The organism is Rhizobium sp. LjRoot254, assembly GCF_964254105.1.
Lineage (GTDB): Bacteria > Pseudomonadota > Alphaproteobacteria > Rhizobiales > Rhizobiaceae > Rhizobium_E.
Map to the genome: position 1 here is coordinate 4,065,587 of NZ_CAXUSM020000001.1, position 26,633 is coordinate 4,092,219.

Annotated in this window: 25 protein-coding genes; 4 read left to right on the forward strand and 21 right to left on the reverse strand. The window is 63.5% G+C overall.

The genetic code is table 11. The features are described 5' to 3' along the window. From ACSQ26_RS20005 to ACSQ26_RS20050, 10 genes are all read right to left on the reverse strand, one after another. Complete coding sequence (locus ACSQ26_RS20005) at nt 1-594, reverse strand: flavin reductase family protein (RefSeq protein WP_436011937.1); 594 nt, start codon at nt 592-594, stop codon at nt 1-3. Beyond that, complete coding sequence (locus ACSQ26_RS20010) at nt 591-1,817, reverse strand: acyl-CoA dehydrogenase family protein (RefSeq protein ID WP_436011939.1); 1,227 nt, start codon at nt 1,815-1,817, stop codon at nt 591-593. The genes ACSQ26_RS20005 and ACSQ26_RS20010 overlap by 4 nt, the downstream gene beginning before the upstream one ends. An 85-nt stretch (nt 1,818-1,902) precedes the next feature. After that, a complete protein-coding gene (locus ACSQ26_RS20015; RefSeq protein WP_436011941.1) occupies nt 1,903-2,682 on the reverse strand; it encodes an alpha/beta fold hydrolase in 780 nt (259 codons plus the stop codon). A gap of 32 nt (nt 2,683-2,714) precedes the next feature. Next, nucleotides 2,715-3,719, reverse strand: coding sequence for a zinc-dependent alcohol dehydrogenase (locus ACSQ26_RS20020; RefSeq protein WP_436011943.1), 1,005 nt, complete (start codon nt 3,717-3,719; stop codon nt 2,715-2,717). After that, a complete protein-coding gene (locus ACSQ26_RS20025; protein ID WP_436011945.1) occupies nt 3,716-4,753 on the reverse strand; it encodes a branched-chain amino acid ABC transporter permease in 1,038 nt (345 codons plus the stop codon). The genes ACSQ26_RS20020 and ACSQ26_RS20025 overlap by 4 nt, the downstream gene beginning before the upstream one ends. 4 nt (nt 4,754-4,757) lie before the next feature. Beyond that, nucleotides 4,758-5,615, reverse strand: coding sequence for a branched-chain amino acid ABC transporter permease (locus tag ACSQ26_RS20030; protein ID WP_436011947.1), 858 nt, complete (start codon nt 5,613-5,615; stop codon nt 4,758-4,760). Next, nucleotides 5,602-6,330, reverse strand: a complete 729-nt coding sequence (locus ACSQ26_RS20035) for an ABC transporter ATP-binding protein (RefSeq protein ID WP_436011949.1) — start codon at nt 6,328-6,330, stop codon at nt 5,602-5,604. The genes ACSQ26_RS20030 and ACSQ26_RS20035 overlap by 14 nt, the downstream gene beginning before the upstream one ends. After that, a complete protein-coding gene (locus ACSQ26_RS20040) occupies nt 6,327-7,055 on the reverse strand; it encodes an ABC transporter ATP-binding protein (RefSeq protein ID WP_436011951.1) in 729 nt (242 codons plus the stop codon). Before ACSQ26_RS20040 ends, ACSQ26_RS20035 begins: the two co-directional genes overlap by 4 nt. Nucleotides 7,056-7,168: 113 nt before the next feature. Next, nucleotides 7,169-8,470, reverse strand: coding sequence for an ABC transporter substrate-binding protein (locus ACSQ26_RS20045; protein WP_436011953.1), 1,302 nt, complete (start codon nt 8,468-8,470; stop codon nt 7,169-7,171). Between the two features lie 73 nt (nt 8,471-8,543). After that, complete coding sequence (locus ACSQ26_RS20050; protein WP_436011955.1) at nt 8,544-9,362, reverse strand: SDR family NAD(P)-dependent oxidoreductase; 819 nt, start codon at nt 9,360-9,362, stop codon at nt 8,544-8,546. 349 nt (nt 9,363-9,711) lie between these two features. Between ACSQ26_RS20050 and ACSQ26_RS20055 the strand changes: the two genes are divergently transcribed. After that, on the forward strand, nt 9,712-11,322 hold the full coding sequence (locus ACSQ26_RS20055; protein WP_436011957.1) for a XylR N-terminal domain-containing protein: 1,611 nt from the start codon (nt 9,712-9,714) through the stop codon (nt 11,320-11,322). Nucleotides 11,323-11,413: 91 nt separating this feature from the next. Here ACSQ26_RS20055 and ACSQ26_RS20060 read toward each other — a convergent pair whose 3' ends face one another. The 3 genes from ACSQ26_RS20060 to ACSQ26_RS20070 are packed head-to-tail and all read right to left on the reverse strand — an operon-like array spanning nt 11,414 to nt 14,351. Then, entirely contained in the window at nt 11,414-12,688 is a 1,275-nt protein-coding gene (locus ACSQ26_RS20060; RefSeq protein ID WP_436011959.1) for an ABC transporter substrate-binding protein, read from the reverse strand. Nucleotides 12,689-12,723: 35 nt separating this feature from the next. Further along, a complete protein-coding gene (locus ACSQ26_RS20065; protein WP_436011961.1) occupies nt 12,724-13,386 on the reverse strand; it encodes an alpha/beta hydrolase in 663 nt (220 codons plus the stop codon). An 8-nt stretch (nt 13,387-13,394) separates the two neighbouring features. Then, nucleotides 13,395-14,351, reverse strand: coding sequence for a VOC family protein (locus ACSQ26_RS20070; protein WP_258160214.1), 957 nt, complete (start codon nt 14,349-14,351; stop codon nt 13,395-13,397). Nucleotides 14,352-14,486: 135 nt separating this feature from the next. Between ACSQ26_RS20070 and ACSQ26_RS20075 the strand changes: the two genes are divergently transcribed. Beyond that, nucleotides 14,487-15,476, forward strand: coding sequence for a LysR family transcriptional regulator (locus ACSQ26_RS20075; protein WP_436011963.1), 990 nt, complete (start codon nt 14,487-14,489; stop codon nt 15,474-15,476). A gap of 4 nt (nt 15,477-15,480) precedes the next feature. Here the strand turns inward: ACSQ26_RS20075 and ACSQ26_RS20080 are convergent, their stop codons facing one another. From ACSQ26_RS20080 to ACSQ26_RS20115, 8 genes are all read right to left on the reverse strand, one after another. Further along, nucleotides 15,481-16,368: an intradiol ring-cleavage dioxygenase gene (locus tag ACSQ26_RS20080; protein WP_436011965.1), complete on the reverse strand. Its 888-nt coding sequence runs from the start codon at nt 16,366-16,368 to the stop codon at nt 15,481-15,483. A gap of 7 nt (nt 16,369-16,375) precedes the next feature. Continuing rightward, on the reverse strand, nt 16,376-18,130 hold the full coding sequence (locus ACSQ26_RS20085) for an FAD-dependent oxidoreductase (protein ID WP_436011967.1): 1,755 nt from the start codon (nt 18,128-18,130) through the stop codon (nt 16,376-16,378). Then, the gene (locus ACSQ26_RS20090; RefSeq protein WP_436011969.1) at nt 18,123-19,223 is read right to left on the reverse strand and encodes a branched-chain amino acid ABC transporter permease; all 1,101 of its coding nucleotides are present in this window, start codon (nt 19,221-19,223) and stop codon (nt 18,123-18,125) included. The genes ACSQ26_RS20085 and ACSQ26_RS20090 overlap by 8 nt, the downstream gene beginning before the upstream one ends. Nucleotides 19,224-19,230: 7 nt before the next feature. Continuing rightward, entirely contained in the window at nt 19,231-20,094 is an 864-nt protein-coding gene (locus ACSQ26_RS20095) for a branched-chain amino acid ABC transporter permease (protein WP_436011971.1), read from the reverse strand. Beyond that, nucleotides 20,081-20,800 carry an ABC transporter ATP-binding protein gene (locus ACSQ26_RS20100; RefSeq protein WP_436011973.1) on the reverse strand — a complete coding sequence of 240 codons (720 nt, stop codon included), beginning with the start codon at nt 20,798-20,800 and terminating at the stop codon, nt 20,081-20,083. The genes ACSQ26_RS20095 and ACSQ26_RS20100 overlap by 14 nt, the downstream gene beginning before the upstream one ends. Continuing rightward, the gene (locus ACSQ26_RS20105) at nt 20,800-21,519 is read right to left on the reverse strand and encodes an ABC transporter ATP-binding protein (RefSeq protein WP_436011975.1); all 720 of its coding nucleotides are present in this window, start codon (nt 21,517-21,519) and stop codon (nt 20,800-20,802) included. Before ACSQ26_RS20105 ends, ACSQ26_RS20100 begins: the two co-directional genes overlap by 1 nt. Nucleotides 21,520-21,582: 63 nt before the next feature. Further along, a complete protein-coding gene (locus ACSQ26_RS20110) occupies nt 21,583-22,647 on the reverse strand; it encodes a maleylacetate reductase (protein ID WP_436011977.1) in 1,065 nt (354 codons plus the stop codon). Further along, nucleotides 22,644-23,507 (reverse strand): dioxygenase, encoded by an 864-nt coding sequence (locus tag ACSQ26_RS20115; protein WP_436011979.1) that lies wholly within the window; start codon nt 23,505-23,507, stop codon nt 22,644-22,646. Before ACSQ26_RS20115 ends, ACSQ26_RS20110 begins: the two co-directional genes overlap by 4 nt. 92 nt (nt 23,508-23,599) lie before the next feature. On the opposite strand from ACSQ26_RS20115, the gene ACSQ26_RS20120 reads away from it, so the two are divergent. Together ACSQ26_RS20120 and ACSQ26_RS20125 are read left to right on the forward strand one after the other, a co-directional pair. Next, nucleotides 23,600-24,550, forward strand: a complete 951-nt coding sequence (locus tag ACSQ26_RS20120) for a LysR family transcriptional regulator (protein ID WP_436011981.1) — start codon at nt 23,600-23,602, stop codon at nt 24,548-24,550. A gap of 139 nt (nt 24,551-24,689) precedes the next feature. Beyond that, a complete protein-coding gene (locus ACSQ26_RS20125; protein ID WP_436011983.1) occupies nt 24,690-26,633 on the forward strand; it encodes an adenylate/guanylate cyclase domain-containing protein in 1,944 nt (647 codons plus the stop codon).

A 26,633-nucleotide genomic window follows, 5' to 3' on the forward strand; every position in this document is an offset into this window, starting at 1 on the left:
TCAGAAAGTCGCGGAATCCTCGGGCCATAGGTGTAGCGGCGCCTTGTTCGCATCTGACATTGCTCGCAGTCCATGCCAGCTGCGATTGGCGTAGACCAGCGTGTCAACATCTCGCGCCTCCTGAGAATGGGGCGACGCCGACAACAGTTCGGCGGTGACGAGGCATGCGCCAGGCACAGCGAGCCGGTCGCGAAGAGCCGCCCGGAACCACAGGCCGACCTGGGGATAATAGGGCTCTCCCGAATCAAGCCGGTCCCAGCGCACCTGCGGCCCGAAGCGATCGACGCCGCTGGTGGCGCACAGCCGTGCAAGCTCCATGTCGGCGCGCCGCACGAAATGCACGACCACGGTTTTCGCCCCCTCGACCGCCTTCGCGGTCGAGGACGATGCCGAGAGCGAGAAGGCGACCGTCGGCGGCGACGCGCTGACGGATATCAGCGAACTGACCGTCAGCGCGACGGGTCCTTCACCCGCATCGGCCGTGATGATCGCCACGCCCGAGGGATGATGACGGAAGGCCGAGAAGAAGGCCTCCGTCAATGTCGGTGGATGCTCGGCGGCGCTGTCCGCCGGTGCGTTTGCCACTGCGCTCATGGCTTCTCAATCAGATCGTAGAACTGCCAGGCCCGATCACTCCACAGCCCGGCGAGTTCGCGGCCGGCGGCGCCGACGATGTTGGGGTTGATCGTGAAGTGGTTGGCCGCCGTCAGCATTTCGCGGTAGGTACGCTGCATGACGCCATAGCGCAGCGAGGCGCCGCCGGCAGCCCGGTAGACGAACTGGCAGGCATCGACGCCGGCTTCGTGCACCTCTGATTTGGCGAGGTGCACAAGGCTGATCTGGCGGGTCGATACGCGGTTGCCGGCCTCGATCGAGGCTTCGACATCACGCCAGACTTCGAACAGGAAGGCACGCGCCGCGCGGACGCGGGTTTCCGCCCGGCCGAAGTCGAACCAGAACTTGTCGCTTTCGCCGAGCAGGCCGGCGCGGCCGGTCTTGGTGACGGCATATTTCGCCATCTCGTCGAGGATGCGCCGCGAGGCGCCGATGGCCCAGCCGGAATGGCCGATGGCCGCAAGCCCGACCACGCCGAGACTGAAGAATTCCTTCATCCGTTGCGGTTCAGCAGTCAGGATCGGGAACACCATGTCGTTGGGGATGAGCACGTCCTTGGCGGCATAGTCGATGCTACCCGTGGCCTGCAGGCCCAGCGAATTCCAGTTTCCGAGCAGGTCGTGATCGCCGACCGGGGCGTGGGCGCAGAGCACGATCACATTGCCGTTCTCGTCCTTCGCCGGCTGGCCGTTGCCGTCATCGAGCAGGGCGGCGGTGTGGGTGAAGGTGGCGTGATAGATGCCGCTCGCATAGGACCACTTGCCGTTGAGCAGGTAGCCGCCATCGACCTTCTTGAGCATGCCCGTGGGCGTGCCCTGTCCGGAGAAGCGGTTCTCGGCGTCGCCGCCGAACAGGCGGGCGATGGCGGTGTCGGGCAGGAACGCCGCCGACATCGCGCCGATGCAGGCATGGACCATCGATATCCAGCCGGCAGCGCCGCTGTGATAGGTGATGGCTTCGATGAGCTGCAGCCCTTGCGTCGGCGACAGTTGCGCGCCGCCGATATCCTCGCCGGCAAAGATATGCGACATCCTCAGCGACTTCAGGGCGTCGAACGTCGCCTCGTTCAGGCGTCCGAGCTTTTCATTGTCCTGAGAATTCTCTTCGAGAACGGGGCCGATCTTGCGCACCTGCTCCATGAGCGACGCGAAATCCGTCTTCGTACCCCAGTAGCTGAGTCCATGTTTCAATGGTGCATTCATGACTGTTCCTCCTTGGAATATCAGTGATGTGCGGCGGGCCGGATCAGGCAGGCCCGCGCGCGTCTTCCTAAGATTTCGCGACGCCTCAGCCCGCGAGAAAATCTCCGATCGACGTCACCACGCGCGGGTCTTCCTGCATGGAAAAATGGCCGGCATTTGCGACGATCAGCGTCCGGGCACTGGGAATCCGCTCGGCCCAGACCGGAGCCTGCGAAGCCGGCATCATGCGATCCCGGTCGCCCCAGACGACGAGCGTTTCATTGGGAATGCGGCTCAGCCAGCGGCCGAGATTGGGGTGGCCCATGCCGTGGACCTTAAGGATGTTGCCGAGTGCCCCGCCTTCCTTTTCGCGTGCGGCGAGAAACTCGTCGAGCGGCGGGCATTCCGCGCCGCCGGGGAAATAGCGCAGGGCGACATCGACATCGTGGGCGAGGTAGCCGGGCAAGGCCTCCGGGCCGATCGTCGCCATATCTGCGGCGGGGTGATCCGGATGGTTGAGCCCTGCGGGGGCGTTGAGGACGAGCCGGGCGAAGCGCTCGCCGGCGACCGCGGCCATTTCCGCGGCCATCCATCCGCCCAAGGAATGGCCGACGAGATGCGGCCGGCCTAGGCCCAGCGCTTCCACGAGGCGCAGATTGTGCACGACCATATCCTGCATTCCGGTGATATGCGGCGCGTCAGCGCTTTCGCCGAAGCCGGGATGGAAGGGCAGATAGACGCGGAAACGGTCGGCGAGGCCCCTCGCCCATGCATGGCCTTCGAGCGTGGCGGCACCATGCAATGCGAGCACAGCCGGGCCTGATCCGATCGCCTTCACGACCACGGATACGCCATCGATGTCCTGTGTCAGTGTTTCGAAATCCATCCGTTCCTCCCGGAATTGGCCGATCCGCCTGGCTAGGCCGTGATCAGCACCTTGCATTGTATTGTCCTGCGGCGGAGCGCCTCGAATGTTCCGGCGACAGCGCCGAAGCCGATGCGCTCCGTGATGAGCTCCTGCGGCCGGAAGCGGCCGGGTCCGAGCGCCTCGAGCGCGGTCTCGAATTCGGCCATGTTGAAGAACACGGCGAAGACCAGCTTGATTTCCTTCGACAGCGCTGCGAATGGATCCCATTCGTCGCCGCCGACACAGAGGCCGACGCCGACGACGGTGCCGTGGGCGCGCACCAGGCGGCAGGCGGAATCGATGAGGCCGCGCTTGCCGACGCATTCGAAGACGATATCCGGCGCGCCGCCGGCCTTGTCCCGGAACTCATCGGCCAGATCAGGCCCCGACAGCGCGAAGCCGGTCGCGCCAAGTGCGGCGGCCCGCGCCTCCTGATGGCGGCCGAGATCGGCGACGATAACGGCGCGCGCACCCTGGCGGCGGGCCCAGAAGGCGACCAGCAGGCCGATCGGTCCGGCGCCGAGGATGAGCACCCGGTCGCCCGGCTTCAGGCCGGACCGCATGACCACGTGCAAGGCCACCGAAAGCGGCTCGGCAAGCGCGCCCTCGGCGGTCGGCAGGTCCTCGGGCAGCACGCGGCATTGCCGCGCCGCGACGGTCGCAAACTCGGCATAACCGCCGCCGATGAGCCGCATTTCGGCGCACCAGGCGGGTTCGCCACGGCGGCAGCTGTCGCAATGGCCGCAGCCGCGCATCGGCGCGACCGCCACCCGGTCGCCCGGCTTCAGATCCGTGACCTCGCTGCCGCAGCGAACGATCTCTCCGGCGAATTCATGGCCGAGCACATCATAGGGCTTGAGGCCGAAGGTCACCGGGTCCTCGGTCATGTGCAGGTCGGAGCCACAGATGCCGCAGGCGGCGATCTTGAGCAGAACCTCGTCATGGTCCGGTTCGGGCACCTTGATATCATCGATGCGTAGGGGTTGGCCGACGCCGTCGAACAGGGCAGCTTTCATGGCTTGTCCTCCAGAAGAACGCGCCGTGTCGGGAACCAGGGCGCGTCCACCACCTTGCAGATCAGGCCCCAGATGCCGCCGCGTGCGAACAGCGCCATGAACAGGGTGAGCAGGCCGAGCACGACCAGATAGGTCGCGCCATATTCGCCGAACCACCTGTCGGCGAAGAAATAGATCAGCGCACCGATCAGCACGCCTTCGAGCGATCCCAGCCCGCCGACCATGACGATGAAGATCGCGATATTGGCCCAGTTGGGGTCATAGGCGGAGGGCGGCGTGATGCGAAGCTGGGCCATGAAATAGATGGCGCCGGCGAGCCCGGTGCCCATGGCTGCGGCCACCCAGAGCAGGAAGCGAACCCGGCCTACATTGACGCCCTGGCTCGCCGCAGCGATCGGATTGTCGCGCATGGCGATCAGCGCCAGTCCATAGCGCGAGCGCAGAAGCGCATAGCTGCCGCCGATGGTGAGAAGCAGCATCAGCGCGCAGAGCAGCGAGACGCCGAGCGCGCGTTGATCGGCGGTGTAGCCCGTCATAACGCGCAGGCTCATGCCGGCGCCGGCATTGACATAGCCGAAGACGGAGGTCGCGAGCCGCATGACCTCGGCGATCACCCAGGTGCCGATGGCGAAATAGGGTCCGTCGAGCCTGTGCAGCAGGCCGTAGGTGGGAATCGCGAGGATCGCCGGCGCGATCATCGCCAGCAGCACCGCGACGAACGGATTGATGCCCCAAAGCTGGGCCATGACGAACATCAGATATGCGGCAACGCCAACAAAGGCCTGCTGGCCGACCGAGACCAGGCCGCCATAGCCGGCGAGAAGATTCCACATCTGCGCTACGGCGATGTAGCAGCAGAGTTCGACGACATCGCGGATCAGGCCCTGGCTGGCCCAGAGCGACATCGAGGCGATGGTGAGCAGCACGCCGATGCCGATGATTAGCGCCACGACGCCGGATGCGGTCTGCCGCTGCACGCGGACGGATGCAGGCTGAGCGGCCTCGGCATGAGCGGGCACAAATATGTCTGCCATGGGCTCAACCCTTTCCAAGTATGCCCTGCGGCCGCAGGGCGAGAATGATCAGGAAGACGAGATGGCCGGCGAGGATGCCGAAGCCGGGGTCGATGCGGAAACCGATCGACTGGCTGATGCCAAGCACCATGGCGCCGATGAACGCGCCCCAGATCGAGCCCATGCCGCCGATGATCACGGCCTCGAAGGCATAGATCAGCTGGTAGGCGCCATCGGCCGGGGAAACGGTTGCCCGCAGTGACTGGAACACGGCCGCGAAACCCAGGATCGCCACGGCGACCGCGGTGGCGCCGGCATAGATCCGCTTCGGGTTGACGCCGGTCATCGCCGCAGCCTCGACATCGGCCGACGCAGCGCGCAATGCGCGGCCGAACCTGGTGTAGCGCAGGCCGGCATGGAGCCCGGCCGTCAGGATCGTCGCTGTGCAGAGCACGATGACCGGCAGCACGCCGACGAAAATCGGCCCCAGTTGCACCGATGCCTGCGCAAGGCCGGCGCTCGGAAGCGAACGCGTATCCGCCGACCAGATCTGCTGCATGGCGTTCTGGAGCGCCACCGACAGGCCGAAGGTGGCGATCAGCGACGGCAGGGGATCTTCGCCGACCACGCGGTTGAGGATCAGGCGTTGCAGCAGCAGGCCGAAGACGGCACCCAGCGCCACGAGTATGACAAGCACCGACCAGGGTCCCAGCGAGAAGGTCGAGGCAAGGCTGATCCCGATCAGCGCGAGCAGGATCATCAGGTCGCCATGGGTGATGTTGACGATGCGCATGACGCCGAACATCAACGCCATGCCGAGCGCGTATTGGGCGTAGAGGCCGCCCAGCAGAATACCTTGAACGAGCCCGTCAACCCAATGCATGAGACGCTCCGAAATAGGCTTCGCCGATGGCCTCGCGGGAGATATCCGCGGACCAGCCGGTGAGAGTGACGCGACCTTCGAGCATGCAGTAGAGCCGGTCGGAGGCCGAGCGGGCGAGGCCGACATCCTGTTCAACCACGACAACAGCGGTGCCGTTGTTGGCGATCGAGGGAATGGACTGGTAGATTTCGCGCACGACCTTGGGCGCAAGCCCGAGGCTGATCTCATCGCACAGAAGAAGGCGCGGCTGGTTGAGCAGCGCCCGGCCGATGGCGACCATCTGCTGCTGGCCGCCGGACAGCGACTCCACCGGCACGGCCTGCTTTTCCCCGAGAATCGGAAATAGCTTGTAGACACGATCGAGCGTCCAGCCCTCGCCACGCGGCGGGGCGGCGTGGTCCATCGCCACAAGCAGGTTGTCGGCGACCGACATGCCCGAAAACAGGCGCCGGCCCTCGGGCACGATCGCGACGCCATCGGCGACCATGCGGTGCGGCTGGCTGCCACCGACCGGACGGCCATCGAGGCGCACCATATCAGGCGCAACACGCAACAAGCCCATGATCGATTTCAGAAGAGTCGACTTGCCGGCACCATTGGCGCCGATCAGTGCCACGACCTCGCCCGCGCCGATTTCGAAATCGACGCCGTAAAGCGCCTGGAAATCGCCGTAGCGGGCCACCAGCCCGTGGGTGGATAAGAGCGCCGCACTCATGTCTCGATCCCCATATAGACGCGCCTGACTTCGGGATTGCTGATGACCTCGTCCGGCGCGCCCTCGGCGATCTTCTCGCCGAAGTTCAGCACCAGGATGCGGTCGGCGACGGCCAGCAGCGCGTGCAGGACATGCTCGATCCAGACGATGGTGACGCCGCTGTCGCGGATGCGGCGGATGAGTGCTACGAGCGCCTTGCCTTCATCGTCGGTCAGGCCGCCGGCGATCTCATCGAGCAGCAGCAGCTTCGGGCCGGAGGCGAGTGCGCGCGCCAGCTCCAATCTCTTGCGGTCGAGAAGCGTCAGCGAACCGGCCGGGCGGTTGGCTTTGCCGGCGAGTTCGCATTGACGCAGGATCTCGGCGCATCTGGCATAGCTGGCCGCTTCCGACCGGCCGCCGCCGAAGGACGCCGCGACGAGCAGGTTCTCGAATGTGGACATGCCGACATAGGGGCGCGGGATCTGGTAGGTCCGCCCGATGCCCATCTGGCAGCGCCTGTAGGGCGGTTGGCCCACAAGCCTGTCGCCGGCAAAGACCAGTTCACCGCTATCGACGCGGATATCACCGCTTACCAGGTTGAAGAGCGTGGTTTTCCCTGCTCCGTTCGGACCGAGAATGCCCAGCACCTCGCCGACGCGAACATCGAAGCTGATATCGTGCAGGACACGCAACGCCCCGAAGGACTTGCCCAATCCCCGCGCCTCAAGCAATACGCCGTCTGTCATGCGCCTCCATCCCGAAAATACTCGCATGCACGTCATGCGGCATTGCGTTGCCGCCTTGCTTGGCCTGCCGCCCGGTGAAGGCGGCAGGCCTGGTTATTGCGTTCTGATGCTGGTCAGACGGCCCAAGGGATCGTCACCATCTTCTGTTCGGGTTCGAACAGCTTGTTGACGGTGTTGTCGACGATCTTCAGGTCGTAGGGCCACTTCTCACCCTTGCGCCACTGGCCGCCGAAGATCGGCGTCGTCGAGACGTTTTTGTGCGGCCCGCTGGAGAAGTCGACCTTGCCGATCAGGGTGTCGAGCTTGGTCGCCACCATGGCATCACGGTTGGCGGTGCGGTCGAGCGGGTTGGACGAGCGCTTGAGAATGTCGAGCGCCACTTCCCAAATGGCGTGGCTGTAGCCGAGGGGCTGCGTCCATTGCTTCGTCGTCTCGCTCTCCCACTGGTCGGCGATGTCGCGGCTCACCTGGCCGGTCAGCGTCGACTTGAAGGGGAAGGCCGGCGTCCACCAGACCTCGGACGACATGCCGTCGCCGAGCGGCCCAAGCGCCTGTACGCCGCCCGGGAAGAGCAGCGCTGCCGCCACCGTGACGGCCTTGGGCTTGTAGCCCTGCTGAGCGCACTGGTTGATGAAGGTCTTGAGGTCGTCTGGATAGGTGATGCCGCCGACGATCTCGCAACCCGCCTGCTTGAAGGCGGCAATCTGCGCCGAATAGTCGTTGGTGCGCGGCTGGAAATAGCCCGGCATGGTGATCTCGAAGCCGGCCTTCTTGGTCGGCACGGGCAGACCATAGTCGTTGTTGCCCCAGGTCTCGCCATCAGCGTTCTGCGGAAACAGCATGCCGACCTTGCGGTTGGTGTCGAGCGTGTTCCACAGGCCGACAAAGGTGTTGAGTGCCTCGTCGAGCCCCCAGAAGAAGTGATAGGTCCAGTTGAAGGGCTTATCGGCGCCGCCGCGTGGCATGATGATCGCCTGCCAGGGTGCACCGGTCGACAGGCAGGGGCACTCGTTGAGTTCCGCCTGGTCCGCCGAGGGGCTGACCGTATCGGTGGTCGATGCCGGCAGCAACAGATGCACGCCGTCGTTCAGGATCAAGTCGCCCGCCACTTCCGCGGCGCGGTTGGGATCCGACTGGCTGTCGCGGATCAGGATTTCGACGTCATATTTGCCTGATGTTGTTTCGAGGCCGTCCTTCAGAAGGGCCTTGATCTTGTCCGCCGCCCAGCCGTCGGTCTCGCCGAACAGCGCGAGCGGGCCGGTTGCCGGCGTGACAAAGCCGAGCTTGATCGTGCCTTTGGATTGTGCGCGCGCAATCATCGGCGTTCCCAGCGCCGAAGCCGCAAGGCCTGCGCCGAGGCCCTTGAGGACCGTTCTACGTGACGGCCTCACAATATTTCCTATCAGTTCCACCATGGTCTCCTCCCGTTGGTTTCCTCTGTCGATTCTCATGACCACGGCCGCCTCCTCGCAGCCGCAGTCGCTTCATTCACTTGATGCGGTGCATTGCGCCGCCATCGATGACGATCTGGCTTCCTGTCACGTAGGACGAGCACGGCGAAGCCAGGTAGAGCGCCAGCCCTTTGATATCCTCGGTATCGCCGATGCGGCCGATCAGCGATTGCGCCTCGAAGGCCTTGCGGTCGGCGGCGATCTTCAACCGGCCGCCGGCGATATTGGTCATGAAGGGGCCGGGCGAAATGCAGTTGATCAGGATGCCGTGTGCGCCGAGTTCCATCGCCATCTGGCGGACGAAATGATCGACGCCTGCCTTGGCCGGCATGTAGGGCGTGCCGACGATCGCCTCGTTGATCTGGGCTGCGATCGACGATGTGACGATGATCCTGCCGCCGCCGGTTTTCTTCATGTGCCGCGCGGCGTGCTTCACCGTTGTGTAGACCGACGTGAGATTGACCTCGATCACCCTGTCCCAGTGATGATCGTCCAGCACGTCGATTGCGCCTTCGGGAATGCGGCTCCCCTCGGTCGAGAGAAAGCCCGGACCGGCATCGATACCCGCATTGGCGAAGACCACGTCGATGCGGCCATTTCTGCTCGCCACGGCATCAAAGACTGTGGCCATCGCGGCACGATCGCTGACGTCGATCACCTGGCCCCAGACATCGCCGCGGGCACCATTCATTTCCGTCACGACCGCATCCAGACGGTTCGCATCGATGTCGAATATGCATACATTCGCGCCGTTGTCGGCCATGACTTCGGCATAGGCGCGGCCGATCCCGCTTGCCCCGCCGGTCACGATGACCGACTTTCCACGTACGTCGAACATATCCTGTAAAGTCGTCATGCCAGCTCCCATGCCGCAGCCCGAGAGACCCGATCGGGCGACCTCGCACCCAATCGACTTGTCCTCTCCCGACGCTCGTCCGCCCCTCCCGGGCAGCGGTTTTGATTTCCTTGGAATGATAAGGACTGCCAAAAGGGTGGCCCTGTCAAATGATTGAGCCATATCAATTTCTCTTCACGCGATAAAAATCATAAGCAATTGATATTAGAGGATTTATTTTGTATTTTTATTGCACTGCGAAGACTGATTATGACCAACGTGATTGATGAAATCATCAATTCCGCTTGACCATTTGATGAAAAATCGCAAGCTACGAATCCAAGCTTCCGTGACCTGGGGAGGGCATGTCTTGAGGGCTCCGATCGAGACGTCGAAAGTGCTGGATCGCGGCGGCAGTCCAACGGTCCGGGAATTGCTGTCCAGCATCGTTTTCAATCCCAGCAATGGGATGATCAGCCTCAACGGCGATCGCATCGTCATGCAGCGAACGGCCGTCAGCAGCCTGCTCCGGCGCGAACTCACGCGCATGATCGGTACACATGAGACGCGAATCTTCCTGATGCGGCTGGGCTTCCTGTCGGGACAATCCGACGCGCGTTTCGTCCGCGCCAGCTGGCCCAATCTCGACGCGCGCGATGCCTTTACGGCCGGCACAAGGCTTCACACATTCAGCGGCGTGGTGCGGGTGGAAACGGTGTTCAACACTTACGATTTCCGTAAGCAGAAACTTACGGCCGAGTTCCTCTGGCACGACAGCGCCGAGGCAGCGGAGTTCCGCAGCAGCAACAGGCCCTCCCCCGACCCTGTCTGCTGGACGCAGCTCGGTTACGCCTCGGGCTATGCGAGCGAATTCTTCGACACCCTGATCGTCTACAAGGAGGTCGAATGTGCCGGCCAGGGTCACAGCCATTGCCGCGTCGTCGGCAAGCATGCCGATGGATGGGGCGCCTCCGATCCCGAAGTCGCGCTGTTTCGCGAGCGGATCATAGCTACGCCAGAGCCGGCGCCATCCGTCCCACTGCGCAAAGCCGGCTTGCCTGCAGGCGAACAATCGCTTGGCGGACTTGACCGGGTGCTGCTCGCGCCGGTTCGTTCGCAGCTCGACTGGCTGGCGCCGATGGCACTGCCGGTTCTTGTCGCCGGCGCCTCCGGCTCAGGCCGGAGCCGGGCGGCGCGCTATCTTCATAATGCGTCCGCGATGCACGCCACGGAGATGAAACGGATTTTCGGCGCGCAGGTCGATCTTGAATTCTGCATGGAAATCGCCCGCCCCGGCAAGTCGGCCAAGCGAAAAGCTGGTGGAGAGACGATCCTGATCGATGGCGTAGAGAATATTCCGGCCGAGCTCCAGCCGCAACTCGCACGTTCGATCGAGGACGGAATTCTCGGCGGCGGGCCGCGCATCATCGCCTTGTGGGACGAAGGCCGGACTGGTTTTCCTGGCCTGTCGACTGAGCTCCGTTCGGCGCTTTCGGCGCTGACAATACGCCTGCCGACCTTCGCCGAGCGGATCGGTCAGCGCGCCGAGATCGTGATCGAATTGCTGCCGATGATTGCCGCGCGGATGGGTATGGAGCCACCCGCTCTGGACAATGGAGCGACGAAATGGATCGAAGAGTTTGCCTGGCCGGGCAATCTGCACCAGATGCGTGGCGTGTTGACCACTGTACTTGCGGGCCATGCGGGCAAGAACCGCATCACCGGGAAGGAGATCGCGGCGCAGCTTTCGCGGCTCACTGACCCGCCGGCTATTGGTGGCCAAGGGAGTGCTGCATTTTCGCCGCTACTCGACAACCTTATGGAATCACAGGTGTTTTCACTACCTGACTTCGAGCAATCTGTCTATCGCGCGGCCCTCGAACGGGCGGGCGGAAATCTGTCAGCGGCGGCGCGGTTGCTCGGGCTGACACGCGCCCAATTGGCTTATCGCGTGAATGGGAAGCAGGAGAAGACCGCTTGAACTGGTGATCCCATGCGATGGGTGGCTTGCGAAAAAGACGAGGCCAGCGAGATCCTGAAATCCGCTGGCCTCGATCCTGAACGCCGTCCTGTCAGGCCAACGGTTCCATGGTTCCGCCAGCCGGGATGAAGGTGGCGGTCTTATTGTCGACGATGACCAGTTCGAACTTGCCATCCGGCTGACGGCGCCACTGGCCACCGACCAGCGGCGTCTTGGCGACGTTCTTGGCCGCGAAAGGCGGCAGGCCGGCACCGTTCCACTCGATATGGCCGACGACCGTGTCGACCTTGGAGGCGGCGATTGCCGCTGCGACCGCCTCGGCGTCGGTGACGTCCTCGACCCTGCCCATGACGCTCGACGCCATTTCGAACAGCGAGTGGATGAAGCCGATCGGCTGGGTCCACGGCCTGCCGGTCTTGGCGGTGAATTCGGCAGCTAGTTCCGCCGACGATTGGCCGCTGACGGATGACTTGAAGGGATGGCTGGCCGACCACCAGACCTCGGACGACAGGTTGTGGCCGTTTTCACCGAGCGCCTCGACCGACTGCGGAAACAGGATCGCCTTGGCGACGGTGACCGCCTTCGGCTTCATGCCCTGCTGCTTGGCCTGGTTCCAGAAGGTGGTGAAATCAGGCGGGATCACGACGCCGGTGATGATGTCGCTGCCGGCTGCCTTGAAGGCGTTGATCTGTGCGGTGAAATCGTCGCTCAGATTCTGGTAGCGGCCGGGATCGTTGAGTTCGAATCCGACGGCTGCGAGCCCCGGTTTCAGGCCGTTCTGGGGGTCGCCCCAGGCATTGCCGTCACCATCGTTGGGGAACAGGCCGCCGACTTTCTTGTTGGTGTCGAGCTGCGCCCACATGTTGGTGAAGACGGCGATGATATCCTCGAGACCCCAGAAATAATGGTAGGCGAAGTTGAACGGCTTCCAGGATGCCGGATCGCCAGGATTGCCCTGCTGGCCGATGAACCAGGGCTGCCACGGTGCCTTTGTCGAGATGCAGGGAATTTCCTCCGCCTCGCAGGTGGTGGCGACCGGATTGGTGTTTTCCGGCGTCGATGCCACAAGCATCAGGTTGATCTTGTCGGAAACGATGAGTTCCTTGGCGACCTCGGCGGCGCGGTTGGAATTGGACTGGCTGTCCTTGACGATGATATCGAAGTTCTTGCCGATATCGGTCGCCAGGAAGGCGTCGATATTGAACTTGTCGCTCTCGGCAAATGCCGCAAGCGGTCCGGTCTGCGGGCTGACGTAGCCCAGCTTGATCTTGGCATTCTGCGAGATCGCCGGCGCCGGAAAGGCCCCAAACGAGGTTCCCACCGCCATCGCGGCTGTGCCTTTCAGAAGTGTTCTCCGCTTTATCATGTTTTTCTCCCACCATGACGCATGCGAATGCGTGACTATCCGGCAGCCGGCCGGAACGGTTTCCTGCCGGAGGCCAGCCCCGCCAGTATTTCATCGAGCTGCACCAGTTCCGTGTCAGACGCTTCATGCCCCCTGTCCGGAAAGATGTCGCAACGCAATTCGGCGCGCGCCTTACCGAGCGCTTCGGCGGCCCCGGCAAATGCCTCGACCGGTATCCAAGGATCCTTGTCGGAGCCGGTGAGATAGACCGGCATGCGATCGAGATCGGCGAAAGGCCGGTCGCAGCTCGGCGTGCCGACGCGGCAGCCGGTGAGGTTCACCATCCCTCCATCCCAAGGCCCGTATTTCATCGCGTATTCCAGTGTCAGGCAGGCGCCCTGGCTGAAGCCGCCGACGAGCATCGGCAGTGAGCGTCCGGCATTCCTGGCGAAATCGGTGACGATGTCGCGGACATGGACAAGCGAGGCGTTGAGCTGGCGGCGCGACTCGTCCGTCAGCGGATCGGTGGCGCGGGCATCGTACCAGCTGTTGCCGGCGGCGCGAGGCAGCACGAACGAAACGCCTGATGTCTTGAGGCGCTCGACGACCTGCTCGCGCATATCCTCGGGTGCCTGGGTGCGCCCGTGGACGAATACGCAAAGAACTTTCGCCTCCGCGAGCGGCACGCCCAGACGCAGTGGAGCATCATGCATCTCCATGGCGCTGCTCAAAAGTTGGCGGGTTCGAGCCCGGCGGTCAGTTCTTCGCGGCGATCCTCGAACCACGGCGGAAACACCAGCGTCGTGCCGATCTTGCCCGGGGGCTCGTCGAGTGCCCAGCCGCCTTCGACGGACCAGGCGATTTCGAACAGTGCGCCGCCCGGCGAGCGGACATAGCAGGACTTGAAGTAGTTGCGGTCCTTCTGGTCCGAAACATCGGTGAAGCCGAGGCCTTCGAGATGGGCCTTGAGCGTCAGCTGGTTCTCTTCGTTCAGCGTGTTGAGCGCAAGGTGGTGGATGGTGCCGCCAGCGAGCGTCCAGGTGCCCTGGCGATCGTTCGGCTCGTGCAGGATCTCGACCATGCTGCTCGGACCGGCATTATTCGGCACCGAGAACATCAGGCCCTCGTCGCTGTCGGCTTCCTTTTTCATCGACAGACCGACTGTGAGGAAATCATCCATCGATGTACGGTCGAAGACGGCGATCGCTGCACCGTAAATGCCCTTGATGCCGTGTTCAGCGGCGACGCCCTGCGCCTCGTTGACGATCGAGGGCCGCGTGTCGGCCGGGCTTTCCACCAGTTCGTGCGGAATGCCGCAGGGATGCTTGAAGCCGACGCGGGTCAGGCCGAAGCGGCTGAACTTCGCCGCCTCGATGCCCTTGGCGTTCAGGCGGTCGACCCAGTAATCGGCCGAACCGACGGGGATGGCCTGCTGGATGATCTTTGACTGGTTGGTGCCGCGCCGACCGAAGACCGCCGGCTTGCGGAAGGGAAAGGTGGTGATGATGGTGGAGGCATCGCCGTCGCGCGAGCCGTAATAGAGGTGATAGACGGGAATGGTGCCGTCGAACAGCACGGTCCGTTTCACCGAATAGAGACCCAATATCTTGGTGTAGAAATCGTAATCTTCCTGCACGCCATCGGTGCTGAGCGTCAAATGGTGATATCCGCTGATGAAAGCCATCGCGTCGTTCTCCTCCTCAAGGATCCAATCCCAATCTCCGGCACGTCTCCCGCGTGTCACCCCAGAGATGATGGACTATACACTTCACGAATGCCCCCTTGTTGCGAATACTCATAACCATTATAGCAATTTGCTATGAAGATCGATGAACGACATCTCGTCCAACTAGCCGCCGTGATCGAAACCGGCGGCGTAACCGAGGGTGCCGCCCTGCTCGGCATGACCCAGTCGGCAGTGTCACGCACCATTTCCAACCTTGAGAAACGGATCGGCGAGGAGCTCTTCATCGCGGGACGCAGGCCCATGCAGCCGACGCCGCTCGGCGAACAGCTTGGCCAGCAGGGGAAGGCGATCCTGTCGTCGTCGAGAAAGGCCGACGAGATCATCCGCAGCTTCAAATCGGGCTCGTCGGGGCGGGTCCGGCTTGGCGGCGTGCCGTTCTTCATGGATGCCGTGATCTCGCCGATGGTCGCCTCTTTCCAGAGAAGCGAACCGGGGATCATGATCGACCAATCCTATGGCAATTATCCAGACCTGATGGCGGGCCTGGAATCCGGGCAGATCGATCTCGCGGTCACCCCGACCGGCGCATCGGATCTCAGGGCGGATTACGCGTTCGAACCCATTCTGTCTGCCCGCAACGTGCTGGCCTGCAGCGTCGGCCATCCCCTGGTGCACAAGCGGACGATCGCCATCGAGGACATCGTCCATTATCCATGGGTGGCGCCGCTGCCGGGGTCGCCGCTGGTTCTGGACCTGCACAACATCCTGATCACGCTCGGCATATCGGAGGTGGCGATCCGCTATGCGGGCGGATCGCTTCTCAGCGTCATCAATTACCTGATCGGCACCGATGCGCTCGCCCTGATGCCGTTTTCTGTGGCCTTTTCCTTCCGCGGTGAAAACAAGATCACTGTCATTCCGCTCGACATCCCGCAGCCCGAGCGCGCGCTCGGCGTCATGACCAAGCGCAAGCCCTATGCCAATCCGGCGAGCCGCAAGTTCATCGGCCATCTCCGGCGGGAATTCTCCGAACTGCGCCGGATGATCGAAAAGCAAGACAGCGCCATTCCTTGGGCGCACGGACCATTCATGGCCGAACGCGACCGCCGGCCGATGGCCTGAACATTCAAGCCTCGCCTTTCCGGGCGAGGACGAAATCATAATCCACATCCCAGAAATCGCTGGCGAAGCCGTATTCCCGCGCCCGCGTGGGATCATCGACCTTGTTGAACCTGGCGAGTAGGCTCTCCTTCACGCCGAACACCGCGTCGGAATTGATGTAGGGGTCATCGGGATCGAAGATGTGCGTGACCAGCGTATCGTAGCCATCGGCCTTGATGATGTAATGCAGGTGCGCAGGCCGATAGGGATGGCGGCCGAGTTGGCCGAGCAGCTGGCCCACGGGGCCATCATCGGGGATCGGGTAGTATTTCGGCTTGACGGCCCGGAACCAGTAGCGGCCATCCGGGCCGGTGCGGAAAATGCCGCGCAGGTTGAAATCCGGCTGGATCCCCTTCTGCTGGACATCGTAGAAGCCTTCGTCATTGGCCTGCCAGACATCGATGACGGCGTCAGCGACCGGCCTGCCCTCGGTATCGAGGATGCGGCCCTCGATGAACATATCCTCGCCCTTGGCATCGAGGCAGATATTGGCGCCCATCGGCAATTCCGGCGCGTCGGCGACGTGGAAGGGGCCGAGCACCGTGCTTTCCGATGCGCCCGAGGGCTTACGGTTGTTGATCGCGTCGACCAGCATCGAGACGCCGAGCACATCCGACAGCAGGATATATTCCTGCCGCCACTCGTTGCAGATCTGGCCGGTGCGGGTGAGGAACAGGATCGCCTGCATCCACTCGTCCTGCGTCGGTTCGATCTCTTTTGCCGCCTCGTGCAGCTTGCGGGTGACGACTTCCATCACCTGTTTCAGCCGTTCGTCCTTAGCCTTCTGATTGCGGCCGGTGACGACCGCGACGGAATCTTCCTCAGTGAAGAAGCCTCTTTCATGCGCTTCCATGGTCATCTCACTTTTTCAGGATGGAGTTGAGAACGCGGCGGAGTTCGGATTCCGGGTCGGCGACCATGCCTTCCGCGCGCCAGGCGACATGATGATCGGGCCTCACCAACAGCGCGCCGGAATCGCGGATCTCGCGTGCATTGGCCCAATCGCCGACGAGGTCCTGCCACTGTTGGCGCGGGCCGATCTTATGGACTGTGATGGTCATGCCGAACTCTTTGCCGAGCACCTTCGCGGCCTGAACCCAGCCGTCGCCGCCGATGCCGGTGAGGATCGTGAAGCTACCATGGCCGGTGAGGTCGAGCGTCGAGACTTTCTCGCCGGCATGACCGAACAGCCAGGCATGCGGCAGCCGCGCGCCGGGCCAGGTCGTCGGCTGATAGTGCAGCTCGGCATCCTTTTCGAAGGCAGGCTCCGGCTGACCATCGGTGACGACGGCGGCCGACCTGTAGCGCTGGTTCATCTCGACGCCATGGGCATCGAATTCGTAGACCTTGTAGGCGATCGCCTCGCGGATCGCGGCGCGCTGCAATTCGGCGGCATCGGTGTCGTCGCAGCGGGCGTCCATGTTCTGCTGCATCTTCACCGGATCGACGGAATCGAGCAGGCCGAGCGCCTTGAAGATCGGGCCGAATTCCTCGATCGACTTGTTGGCGCGGGTGACGATCTGCTTGGCGATCGGCGCACGCTCGGCGTCATAACTGTCGAGCAGCGCCGGTCCCGCCTGGCCCTTGAGCACTGCCGCCAGCTTCCAGGCCAGGTTGAACGCATCCTGGATCGAGGTGTTGGAGCCCAGCCCGTTCGATGGCGGGTGGCGGTGAGTGGCGTCGCCCATGCAGAAGACCCGGCCATTGGCGGTCTTGGTCGCATACATGTTGTTGACCGTCCAGGTCGAGACGGACTTGATCTTCGGCATGAGTTCCTGGTCGCCGACGAGATCGCGCACCACGCTGATGGCGAAATCCTCGTTCACCTCGGGCGCCGGCTGGTTGATGTCATAACCCCAGACGATCAGCCATTCGTTCCATGGGCGCACCATGCGCACGAGGCCCATGCCGATGCCGCCGACATCGGCGCCCGGCTGCAGCACCCAGTAGAGCACCGAGGGGCGGTGGGCGACATGGCGCGAGAGATCGGCCTCGAACAGGATGTTCATCGAACCGCCGACGCCCATCTTGCCCTCGTAGGTCAGGCCGGCATGTTCGGCGACCTTGGAATTGCCGCCATCGGCACCGACCAGGAATTTCGAGCGGATGGTGATGTCCTTGCCGGTCAGGCGGTCGCGGCAGGTGGTGGTCACACCATCGGCATCCTGCACGTGGCTGACATATTCCGTCGACATCCGGGCCTGTGTGCCACGCGAACAGGCCGTCTTGAACAGCAGCGGTTCCATGAAGGTTTGCGGCAGGTCGTTCATGCGGCTCGGCGAGGAAAGCTGGTGTTCGGCGCGCGACAGCGGATGCTTGCCCCAGCTTTTCATCCGGCCGATCTCCTCGCCGGTGAGCGAGGTGCAGAAGACGTTCTCGCCCATCAGGTCCTGCTCGGCCGCGAACATATAGGCCTCGTCCTCCACGCCGCGGCCGAGATCGCGCAGCACTTCCATGGTGCGCTGGTTGGTGATGTGGGCACGTGGCGTGCTGGCGAGCCACCGGTAGCGGTTGATCACCATGTTCTCGACGCCGTAGGTCGAGAGCAGCGCCGCGGTGGCCGATCCCGCCGGCCCGGTGCCGATAATGAGTACGTCCGTCGTGATGTCAGCCATGCGGGCCTCCCTTGATGTCTTGTGAGTTCGAGATGTCCCGAGCCTGCACCCTGAGGATACGGCGAACGGGGAAAAGCTGGATGCCGGTGCGGGCCGAGAACAGCCCCCAGAGGCCTTTGGGCGCAAACAGCATTGTCGCGATGGCGATCGTGCCGAGGATCAGCAGGTACCAGGAGCCGTAGTCGGCCAGCAGGTTCTGCAGCAGGAAGAACACGATGACGCCGATGATTGGTCCTTCGATCGTGCCGATACCGCCGATCACCACGATGAAGATGACATAGGCCGTCCAGTCGAGCAGCGAGAAGGCGGCGTCCGGCGAGATGCGCTGCTTCTGGACATAGATCAGCGCGCCGGCCATGCCGGTGATGATGGCCGCGACAAGATAGACCAGCGCCTTCATGCGCCGCGCATCGACCCCGACGGCGCGGGCGGCCTGCTCGTTATCGCGGACCGCGGCAAGGCCGAGGCCCTGCTTGGAGCGCAGCAACCGGTAGAAGACGCCGATCGAGGCGACGGCCAGGATCAGCGCCAGCCAATAGGTGAGCGCGTCGCCCGCCTGCGCCGATTTCATGCCGAACGTGGTTTTGAGAAAATCGATGCCGGCCATGTCGCGAACCGCTTCGCGTGGCAGCGAGGTTCCGGTGCCGCCGCCGAGTGCCTTCCATTGCGCGAACAGCAATCGGCCGACTTCGGCGATCACCCAGGTGCCTATGGCGAAATAGGGTCCATAAAGCCGGAAGGTGAAGAAGGCGGTCGGCACGGCGACCAGTCCGGCAAACACGCCGGCCGCGAGAATAGCCACAAACGGATCGAGCCCGGCCAATGTCACGACCGCGAACATCGCATAGGCGCCGCAGCCGACGAACAATTGCTGGCCGACCGAGATCAGCCCGGCATAGCCAGCGAGAAGGTTCCAGCATTGCGCCAGCACCAGCATGGTGAGGATGAAGAACAGGTCCTGGATCGCCCCTCGCGACACCAGCAACGGCGCGGCCAGCGCCAGCAGCACGATCAATCCTGCCACGACGGCAAAGACCGACGACGCCCTTGTGCGTGTCTCGACGCTGAATGCCTGTGAGGAGAGCGTGGTCATCGGCACCTCAATCGACCGCGCGCGGGAACAGGCCGCGCGGCTTAAACAGCAGGACTAAGAGGAAGGCCAGGTGGCCGGCGAGGATCTGCCATTCCGGATTGATCGACGCGCCGAGCGTCTGGGCGACACCGAGAATGATGCCGCCGGCGAGCGTGCCCCAGAGCGAACCGAGCCCGCCGATGATGACCGCCTCGAAAGCATAGATCAGCCGTGCCGGTCCCGATGTGGGATCGAAATTGGCGCGGGTGCCGAGATAGAGTGCCGCGATCGTCACCACGACCATGGCGAGGCCGGTGGCGAGCGCGAAGATGCTTTGCGGGCGGATGCCCATCAAGCCGGCCGTTACCGGATCGTCCGACGTGGCGCGGAAGGCGCGGCCCACAGACGTGCGGTAGATCAACTGGTTGAGCGCGACAATAATTAGGATCGCGGAGGCGAATGTGAGCACAGGCATGACGCCGGCATTGACCGGGCCGAGCGGGATGGAGGCGGTTTCGAGCCATCCAGCCGAGACACGCCGGCTGTCGGCGGTGAAGCCTTCGAGCAAGCCGTTCTGGATGACGATCGACAGGCCGAAGGTGACCAGCAGCGGCGGCATCATGTCCTTGCCCAGCGTGCGGTTGAGGAGATGGAACTGCAGCAGCCAGCCGGCCGCGAACATCAGCGGTGCGGCGACCAATGCTGCGAGAAAAGGATTCAGGCCAAGTGCGGAGACGAGAACGAGGATCACGAAAGCGGCCAGCACGATCAAATCGCCATGGGCGAGATTGACCAGCCGCATGATGCCGAAGACAAGGCTGAGCCCCGCCGCAAACAGCGCATAGAGACCGCCGAGCAGCACGCCCTGGAGAAGCGTATCAAGCAGGTTCATGGCCGTCCGCTCCGAAATATGCCTTGTGAATGGCGTCGCGATGCAGATCGCCCGACCTGCCGGTGAGCGTGATGCGTCCCTCCATCATGCAATAGACCCGATCAGCGACCTTGAGCGCCTGGGCGATATCCTGCTCGACGATGACGATCGCCGCACCCGTCTCGCGGATGCGGGGAAAGGCCGCGTAGATATCGCGCACCACGACCGGCGCGAGGCCGAGGCTGATCTCGTCGCAGAGCAGGACCTCGGGATTGGACATCAGCGCCCGGCCGATCGCCACCATCTGCTGCTGGCCGCCGGAGAGCGCGGTCGAGGGCTTGTGGCGGCGCTCCTTGAGGATCGGGAACAGGCCGTAGATGGCCTCTAGATTCCACGGGCCAGCGACCTTGCGGCCGTAATTGCCGACCTGTAGGTTTTCCTCGACGCTCAGTGACGGGAACAGACGGCGTCCCTCCGGCACCATGGCGATGCCCCGGCCCATGACATCGGGTGCGGCGAGTGCGCCTATCGCCTGGTCACGGTAGAGAATGGAACCGGGATCGTTCTTGAGGACGCCGGCGATCGAGCGCATCAGCGTCGTCTTGCCGGCACCATTGGCGCCGATGATGGCGATCGTCTCGCCCTGTTCGAGCACGATATCGACGCCGAACAGCGCCTGGAAATCGCCGTAGAAAGCCTTGAGCGCGCGGGTTTCGATCAGGGCCATCAGATCTCGATCCCCAGATAGATCTCCCGCACATCGCGCGAGGCCATGATCTCGTCGGGCTTGCCGATGCCGATCACCTTGCCGAAATGCAGGACCAGCAGCCGCTCGACCACGGAATTGAGCGCATGCAGCACATGCTCGATCCAGATCACCGCGACGCCCTTGGCATGAACGCCCCGGATCGTGGCGACCAGCGCCCGGCATTCGCCCTCGGTCAGGCCACCGGCGATCTCGTCGAGCAGCAGCAGCTTGGGTTCGGTCGCCATGGCGCGGGCGAGTTCGAGACGTTTTCTTTGCAACAGGGAGAGGCTGCCGGCGGTGGCATTGGCCTTGTCGATCAGCCCGGTATCGATGAGGATTTCGGCGCAGCGATCGGTCACCTCGCCCTCGGTCTTGCGCGCGCCAAAACTGCCGGCGACGACGAGATTCTCGAACACCGTCAATTGCTCGAAGGGCTGCGGGATCTGGAACGTCCGGCCCATGCCGGCGAAACAGCGCTGCATCGGCGGCGTGCGCGTTACGTCGTGGCCCTCGAAGCGGATCGTGCCGGCGTCGGTGGCGATATTGCCTGTGATCAAGTTGAACAGCGTCGATTTGCCGGCGCCGTTCGGGCCGATGATGCCGAGCGCCTCGCCGGGCTGGACGGCGAACGAAATCGCTTCGGCGACGGTCAACGCCCCGAACTTTTTCGACACTCCATCCAGTTCCAGAATCGGCATTTCTCTCTCCCCGCGTGAAAGGGCCGCCTCCTCGCGGCCCTCGTTGGTTCCATCCGGCCGCAATCAACTGCCTGCCGGCCGATTGCCTTCCCATGCCTGTTGCAAAACTTCGCGGATCGATTGCCGGTCGATCGGTCGCGGATTCCAATAGGGGTTTTCGACGGCGATCTGGCTTGCACGATCGAGATCGGCTTCGGTCAGGCCAAGGTGTTTCAAGGCCATGGGCGCACCGATCGACTTGGCGAAATCCCACAAGCCGCCACCGACCGACCCACCAAAGATTTCCGCCACAGGCGCCAGCAGTTCGGGCACCGCTACGGCATTGAAGGCTGCGGTATGCGGCAGCATGATCGCATGCGTTTCGGCATGCGGCGTATCGAAGGTGCCGCCCAGCGTGTGGCAGATCTTGTGATGAAGGGCCATGCCGACCGTGCCGAGCACCGTGCCGCAGAGCCACGCGCCATAGAGGGCATCTGCCCGGACAGAGAGGTCGCCTGGGGTCGCCACGATAGCTGGCAGCGCGGACTTGAAGGCACGCAGACCCTCCACCGCCATCAGGCTGGAGATCGGGTTGCGGTCCTGCGCGTAGAGCGCCTCGAGCGCATGCGCCATCGCGTTGAGCCCCGAGGTGACCGACAGCGCAACCGGCAGGCCGCTGGTCAGGCCCGCGTCATAGATCACCACTTCGGGCAAAATCCTGGGGTCCTTGACCGTCGTTTTGCGGCCACCTTCGGTCTGGCCGAGGATCGATGTCACTTCCGAACCGGCATAGGTGGTGGGAATGACGATCTGCGGCAGGTCGGTGCGATAGGCGATCGCCTTGCCCAGGCCAGTGGTCGAGCCGCCGCCGAGCGAGACGACGCAATCGGTGCCGCTGTCGCGAACGACCTGCATGGCGGTCTCGGTCACATCCACAGGCGTATGCATCACCGCACTGGCGAAGACGCCTGATGAAAGCGGGCCGAGCCTTGCTGCCAGCGCTTCGGCGTCGGCCTTCTGGTGCGGCGTCGAAAGAACCAGGGCGCGCTTGCATCCGAGTTTCTCGATCCATTCGCCAGCCGTCTGGCTGCGGCCCTCGCCGAAAACGATGTGTGCTGCACTGCCCTGATAGGTGAATATCCGGCTCATGAGCGCGCTCCATTTTTCGACCGCGCCATCACGAAGGTTAAGTCGGCCTTCCAGCCGCCGCCGGCCGGCTCGAAATCGACCACCAGTTCCGGCTTGACGCCGAAGATCGCGTCGTCGGCGAGATGCGGATCGCTGGCGTCGAAGATGTGGGTGGTGATGGGTTCGAAGCCCGGCGCGCTGACCATGAAATGCAGATGCGCGGGCCGTCGCAGCGAATAGCCCGCCTGCTTGAACAGCATGCCGACCGGCCCGTCATCGGGCACGCCGTAGCCTGATGGCCGCACGGTGCCGTAGTGGAACGCGCCATCCTGGCCGGCCTTGAAGATGCCGCGCAGATTGAATTCCGGCTGCATGTCGGGCTGCTGGTTTTCGTAAAAGCCCTGTGCGTTGGCCTGCCATGTCTCGATCACCGCGCCCGCAATCGGGTGGCTATCAAGATCCAAAATGCGGCCTGAGACAACAAGCGGCTCACCCACGCCGTCGAGCGAAATCGAAGCACCGAGCGGATAGTGCGGGGCATCGGCGCGATAGAAAGGGCCGCGTACGGTATTGGGCGTCGCGCCCTTGGGACGGCGGGAATTGATTTCCTCGACCAGCGCCGAAGCGCCGAGCAGGTCCGACAACAGCACCCATTCCTGGCGGCGTTCGTCGCTGGCATGGCCGACCTCTGTGAGGAAGGCGATCACGCGCTTCCATTCCTCCGGCGTCGGGCGGAAATCGCGGATCAGGGTGTGGAGATGCTGGACGGCGGCGGCGAGGATTTGCGGCAGCGGCTTCTGCTCGGCGCCGGCGAGGCGCTCAGCGAAAATGTCAGCGGAATTGCTCTCGCTGAAACTGGGCGCTGGCTTTGCCTGCCGCATGCTCTCCCTCCCGGATGATGGCTTATGGTGAGAGTAGCAAAGACAAACCACGCCGTTGATGATTTGATTGCCGATCTATATAACGATTTGTTATGAAGTTCGACGAACGCCATCTCGTGCAGCTTGCCGCCGTGGTCCAATCAGGCGGCGTAACCGAAGGGGCCGCCCTGCTGGGGCTGGCCCAGCCGGCGGTGTCACGCACCATTTCCATGCTCGAGAAGCGGCTCGGCGAGCCGCTGTTCGTACGGGGCAAGCGGCCATTGCAGCCCACGGCGCTGGGGCGGGCGCTCGCTGAACATGGCAAGGCGATGCTGGCGGCCAGCCGCAAGGCGTCGGAAACTATCGAGAGTTTTCGCGTCGGCAAGAGCGGAGTCGTGCGGGTTGGCGGCACGCCGTTCTTCATGGATGCGCTGATCGCGCCGATGATCGCGGAGTTCCAGACCCGCCATCCCGATGTCCGGGTCGACTTGACCTACGGCTATTTCCCCGATCTGCGCGCGGCCCTGCAGGCCGACCAGATCGACCTCGCCATCTGCCCGATCGATATTCTCGACGAGGGTTCCGGCATGGCCTTCCAGCAGATCCTGCCCGGCCGCAACGTGATCGCCTGCAGCGTCACGCATCCGCTGCTGCTCAAGCGGCGGCCACAGCCCGCGCATCTGCTCGATTACCCCTGGATCGCGCCGCCGCCGGGCAGCCCGCTGATGGCCGACCTGCGCGGCATGCTGCTATCCTTCGGGGCGACCGAGATCAAGATCCGCTATTCCGGCGGTTCGCTGATGAGCGTGGTCAACTATCTCAAGACATCACAAGCCTTGACCATCATGCCGCACAGCGTCGTCTTCGCGCTCCGCAACGAAAAATCGATCACCGCCCTGCCAGTGACGATCCCCCATCCCGATCGCGCGCTGGGGCTGCTGAAACGCGCCGATGCACCGCGCGTGCCGGCCATCGACCAGTTCGCGCGGTACATCGGCACCTCATTCGAGGATCTGAAATCGCTGATCAAGCGACATGAACAGGCGGTGGTCTGGGGGATGTAGCTCAAAAATGTGAGCAACCGAGATCATAGGCTTATTGCTCGTGGCGAGGCACTGGCGTTCCGCGCTGAAAATCGGCTAGAGCGTAAATGTATCAGCTGTCGACGGAGCGATCTCCTCGGACAGGAACCGGGGATATTGCGTGGCCAATGCATTGGAGGAAGCCGACCGGCGCTGGAGCCGGCCATCGCTCAGGCTGATCCTGAGCGTGGTGATGGTGGGCCTTGTCGTGGTGGTGGCGGGCGCGCTGATTTCCATCGGATATGTCCGTGCCCGCGAGAACGCGGTCGAGCGGGTGCAGGAGCGGATGAACGATTTCTCCGACCGGCTGGTCAACCGGCTGGCCGTGATCTCCGGCGACACCGCGACCTTCGTCAATATCTTCGCCTCGGCCGCCAATTCCTTCCTGGCGCCGGCGACCGAACGGCTGAATGACAAGCTGGTCTTCGCCCGCGAGGCGCTGCTGCGCTCGCCCACCGTCGATGGGCTCTATGCGGGGTATCCGGACGGCTCGTTCTTCCATGCGATCAACCTGAGGGAAACGCTATGGCGCAAGGCGCTTGAGGCGCCGAAGGGAGCGATGCTGGCGGTCAGGACGATCGACAGATCTCAGCCCGGAAAGGCGGTGATGCGCGTGCTCTTCCTCGACGAGGCCGGCAAGCGGATGCAGGCCGAACGCACCAGTCCGGCCGAGTTCGATCCGCGCAACCGGCCCTGGTACCAGAAGGCGGAGGGCGGTTCGGAAGCCGTCACCACCGGCCCCTACGAGATGGCGGTCACCGGCGCCCTGGGTATGACGATCTCGCAAGGCCACACCCGTAATTCGAAGATCGTCATCGGCGCCGACGTCGTCCTCACCCGCGTTACCAACTTCCTCCGCGGCGAACTGCTGACGACCCATTCCGTGGCGTTCATTGCCGATGAGACAGGCCGGCCGGTTATCCATTCCAGCCTCAGCGAGATGCAGAAGATCATCGCTGCGACGCGCGACAAGCAGAACGGAACCGATGCGACGGTCGATCCCCTGACCCGAGCGCTGAGCCGGTTGTTGAAGGCCCAGGACGGGCGGGTCGATGCGGTCAGCATCAACGACGTGACCTATATCGTGATGTCCTCGAAGATCACCACGTCGCAACTCTTCGCCGGCAATACGCTGGTGATCGCGGCGCCGCTGGAGGAAATCCTTGGACCGGCATATAACGAACTGTTCCAGGGACTGGCGATTGCCGGTGGCGTCGTGGTGGTGGTCATAGTTTTGGCGCTGGTGCTCGCCGGCGTGATCACACAGTCGCTGAACCAGCTGACGACTAGCGCCTACCGGCTGCAGGAACTCGACTTCCAGACCGAGATCGACGTCCCCAGCCGCGTGCGCGAAATCTCGGCACTGAGCGGTGCCATGAGCCGCGCCCGCGACGCGATCTTCACCTTCAGCCTCTACGTGCCGAAGGAGCTCGTCCGCAAGGGCATCGAGTCCGGCGAATTCTTGCGCCGGACGGCGGCGCGGCAGGAGGTCACGGCACTCTTCACCGACATCTACAATTTCACCGCGATCAGCGAGCAGTATTCGCCGGAGGAAGTGGTGATCATGCTGTCGGAATATTTCGATCTCCTCAACGTCGCGGTAAACAGGCACGACGGCACGATCATCCAGTTTCTTGGAGATTCGATCTTCGCCATGTGGAATGCCCCGATCAACGACGACAGGCATGCCGAAAAGGCGTGCCGTGCGGCGCTTGCGATGCAGCAGGCGCTCGAAAACTTCAATGCCCTGCAGGTGGGCAAGGGGTTGCCGGAATTCCGCACCCGCTTCGGTATCCATACCGGTGCGGCCGTGGTGGGCAGCGTCGGCGCCGCCGACCGCCTGCAATATACGGCGATGGGCGACACGATCAACGTCGCCTCGCGCCTTGAAGGCATGAACAAGGAACACGGTACGACGATCCTCGCAAGCCGCGCGGTGCATGAGCGCTGCCATGACGTGATCCGGTTCCGGCCGCTCGGCCAGGCGCATGCCAAGGGGCGCGCCGAAGAGGTCGAACTCTACGAGGTCATCGGCGAGATCGACGAACCGGCGACGCATCAATGA

Excerpts from the sequence above, each read along its gene's own strand:
- ACSQ26_RS20005 (WP_436011937.1), bottom strand. The coding sequence starts at position 594 with ATGAGCGCAGTGGCAAACGCACCGGCGGACAGCGCCGCCGAGCATCCA.
- ACSQ26_RS20010 (WP_436011939.1), bottom strand. The coding sequence starts at position 1,817 with ATGAATGCACCATTGAAACATGGACTCAGCTACTGGGGTACGAAGACG.
- ACSQ26_RS20015 (WP_436011941.1), bottom strand. The coding sequence starts at position 2,682 with ATGGATTTCGAAACACTGACACAGGACATCGATGGCGTATCCGTGGTC.
- ACSQ26_RS20020 (WP_436011943.1), bottom strand. The coding sequence starts at position 3,719 with ATGAAAGCTGCCCTGTTCGACGGCGTCGGCCAACCCCTACGCATCGAT.
- ACSQ26_RS20025 (WP_436011945.1), bottom strand. The coding sequence starts at position 4,753 with ATGGCAGACATATTTGTGCCCGCTCATGCCGAGGCCGCTCAGCCTGCA.
- ACSQ26_RS20030 (WP_436011947.1), bottom strand. The coding sequence starts at position 5,615 with ATGCATTGGGTTGACGGGCTCGTTCAAGGTATTCTGCTGGGCGGCCTC.
- ACSQ26_RS20035 (WP_436011949.1), bottom strand. The coding sequence starts at position 6,330 with ATGAGTGCGGCGCTCTTATCCACCCACGGGCTGGTGGCCCGCTACGGC.
- ACSQ26_RS20040 (WP_436011951.1), bottom strand. The coding sequence starts at position 7,055 with ATGACAGACGGCGTATTGCTTGAGGCGCGGGGATTGGGCAAGTCCTTC.
- ACSQ26_RS20045 (WP_436011953.1), bottom strand. The coding sequence starts at position 8,470 with ATGGTGGAACTGATAGGAAATATTGTGAGGCCGTCACGTAGAACGGTC.
- ACSQ26_RS20050 (WP_436011955.1), bottom strand. The coding sequence starts at position 9,362 with ATGACGACTTTACAGGATATGTTCGACGTACGTGGAAAGTCGGTCATC.
- ACSQ26_RS20060 (WP_436011959.1), bottom strand. The coding sequence starts at position 12,688 with ATGATAAAGCGGAGAACACTTCTGAAAGGCACAGCCGCGATGGCGGTG.
- ACSQ26_RS20065 (WP_436011961.1), bottom strand. The coding sequence starts at position 13,386 with ATGGAGATGCATGATGCTCCACTGCGTCTGGGCGTGCCGCTCGCGGAG.
- ACSQ26_RS20070 (WP_258160214.1), bottom strand. The coding sequence starts at position 14,351 with ATGGCTTTCATCAGCGGATATCACCATTTGACGCTCAGCACCGATGGC.
- ACSQ26_RS20075 (WP_436011963.1), top strand. The coding sequence starts at position 14,487 with ATGAAGATCGATGAACGACATCTCGTCCAACTAGCCGCCGTGATCGAA.
- ACSQ26_RS20080 (WP_436011965.1), bottom strand. The coding sequence starts at position 16,368 with ATGGAAGCGCATGAAAGAGGCTTCTTCACTGAGGAAGATTCCGTCGCG.
- ACSQ26_RS20085 (WP_436011967.1), bottom strand. The coding sequence starts at position 18,130 with ATGGCTGACATCACGACGGACGTACTCATTATCGGCACCGGGCCGGCG.
- ACSQ26_RS20090 (WP_436011969.1), bottom strand. The coding sequence starts at position 19,223 with ATGACCACGCTCTCCTCACAGGCATTCAGCGTCGAGACACGCACAAGG.
- ACSQ26_RS20095 (WP_436011971.1), bottom strand. The coding sequence starts at position 20,094 with ATGAACCTGCTTGATACGCTTCTCCAGGGCGTGCTGCTCGGCGGTCTC.
- ACSQ26_RS20100 (WP_436011973.1), bottom strand. The coding sequence starts at position 20,800 with ATGGCCCTGATCGAAACCCGCGCGCTCAAGGCTTTCTACGGCGATTTC.
- ACSQ26_RS20105 (WP_436011975.1), bottom strand. The coding sequence starts at position 21,519 with ATGCCGATTCTGGAACTGGATGGAGTGTCGAAAAAGTTCGGGGCGTTG.
- ACSQ26_RS20110 (WP_436011977.1), bottom strand. The coding sequence starts at position 22,647 with ATGAGCCGGATATTCACCTATCAGGGCAGTGCAGCACACATCGTTTTC.
- ACSQ26_RS20115 (WP_436011979.1), bottom strand. The coding sequence starts at position 23,507 with ATGCGGCAGGCAAAGCCAGCGCCCAGTTTCAGCGAGAGCAATTCCGCT.
- ACSQ26_RS20120 (WP_436011981.1), top strand. The coding sequence starts at position 23,600 with ATGAAGTTCGACGAACGCCATCTCGTGCAGCTTGCCGCCGTGGTCCAA.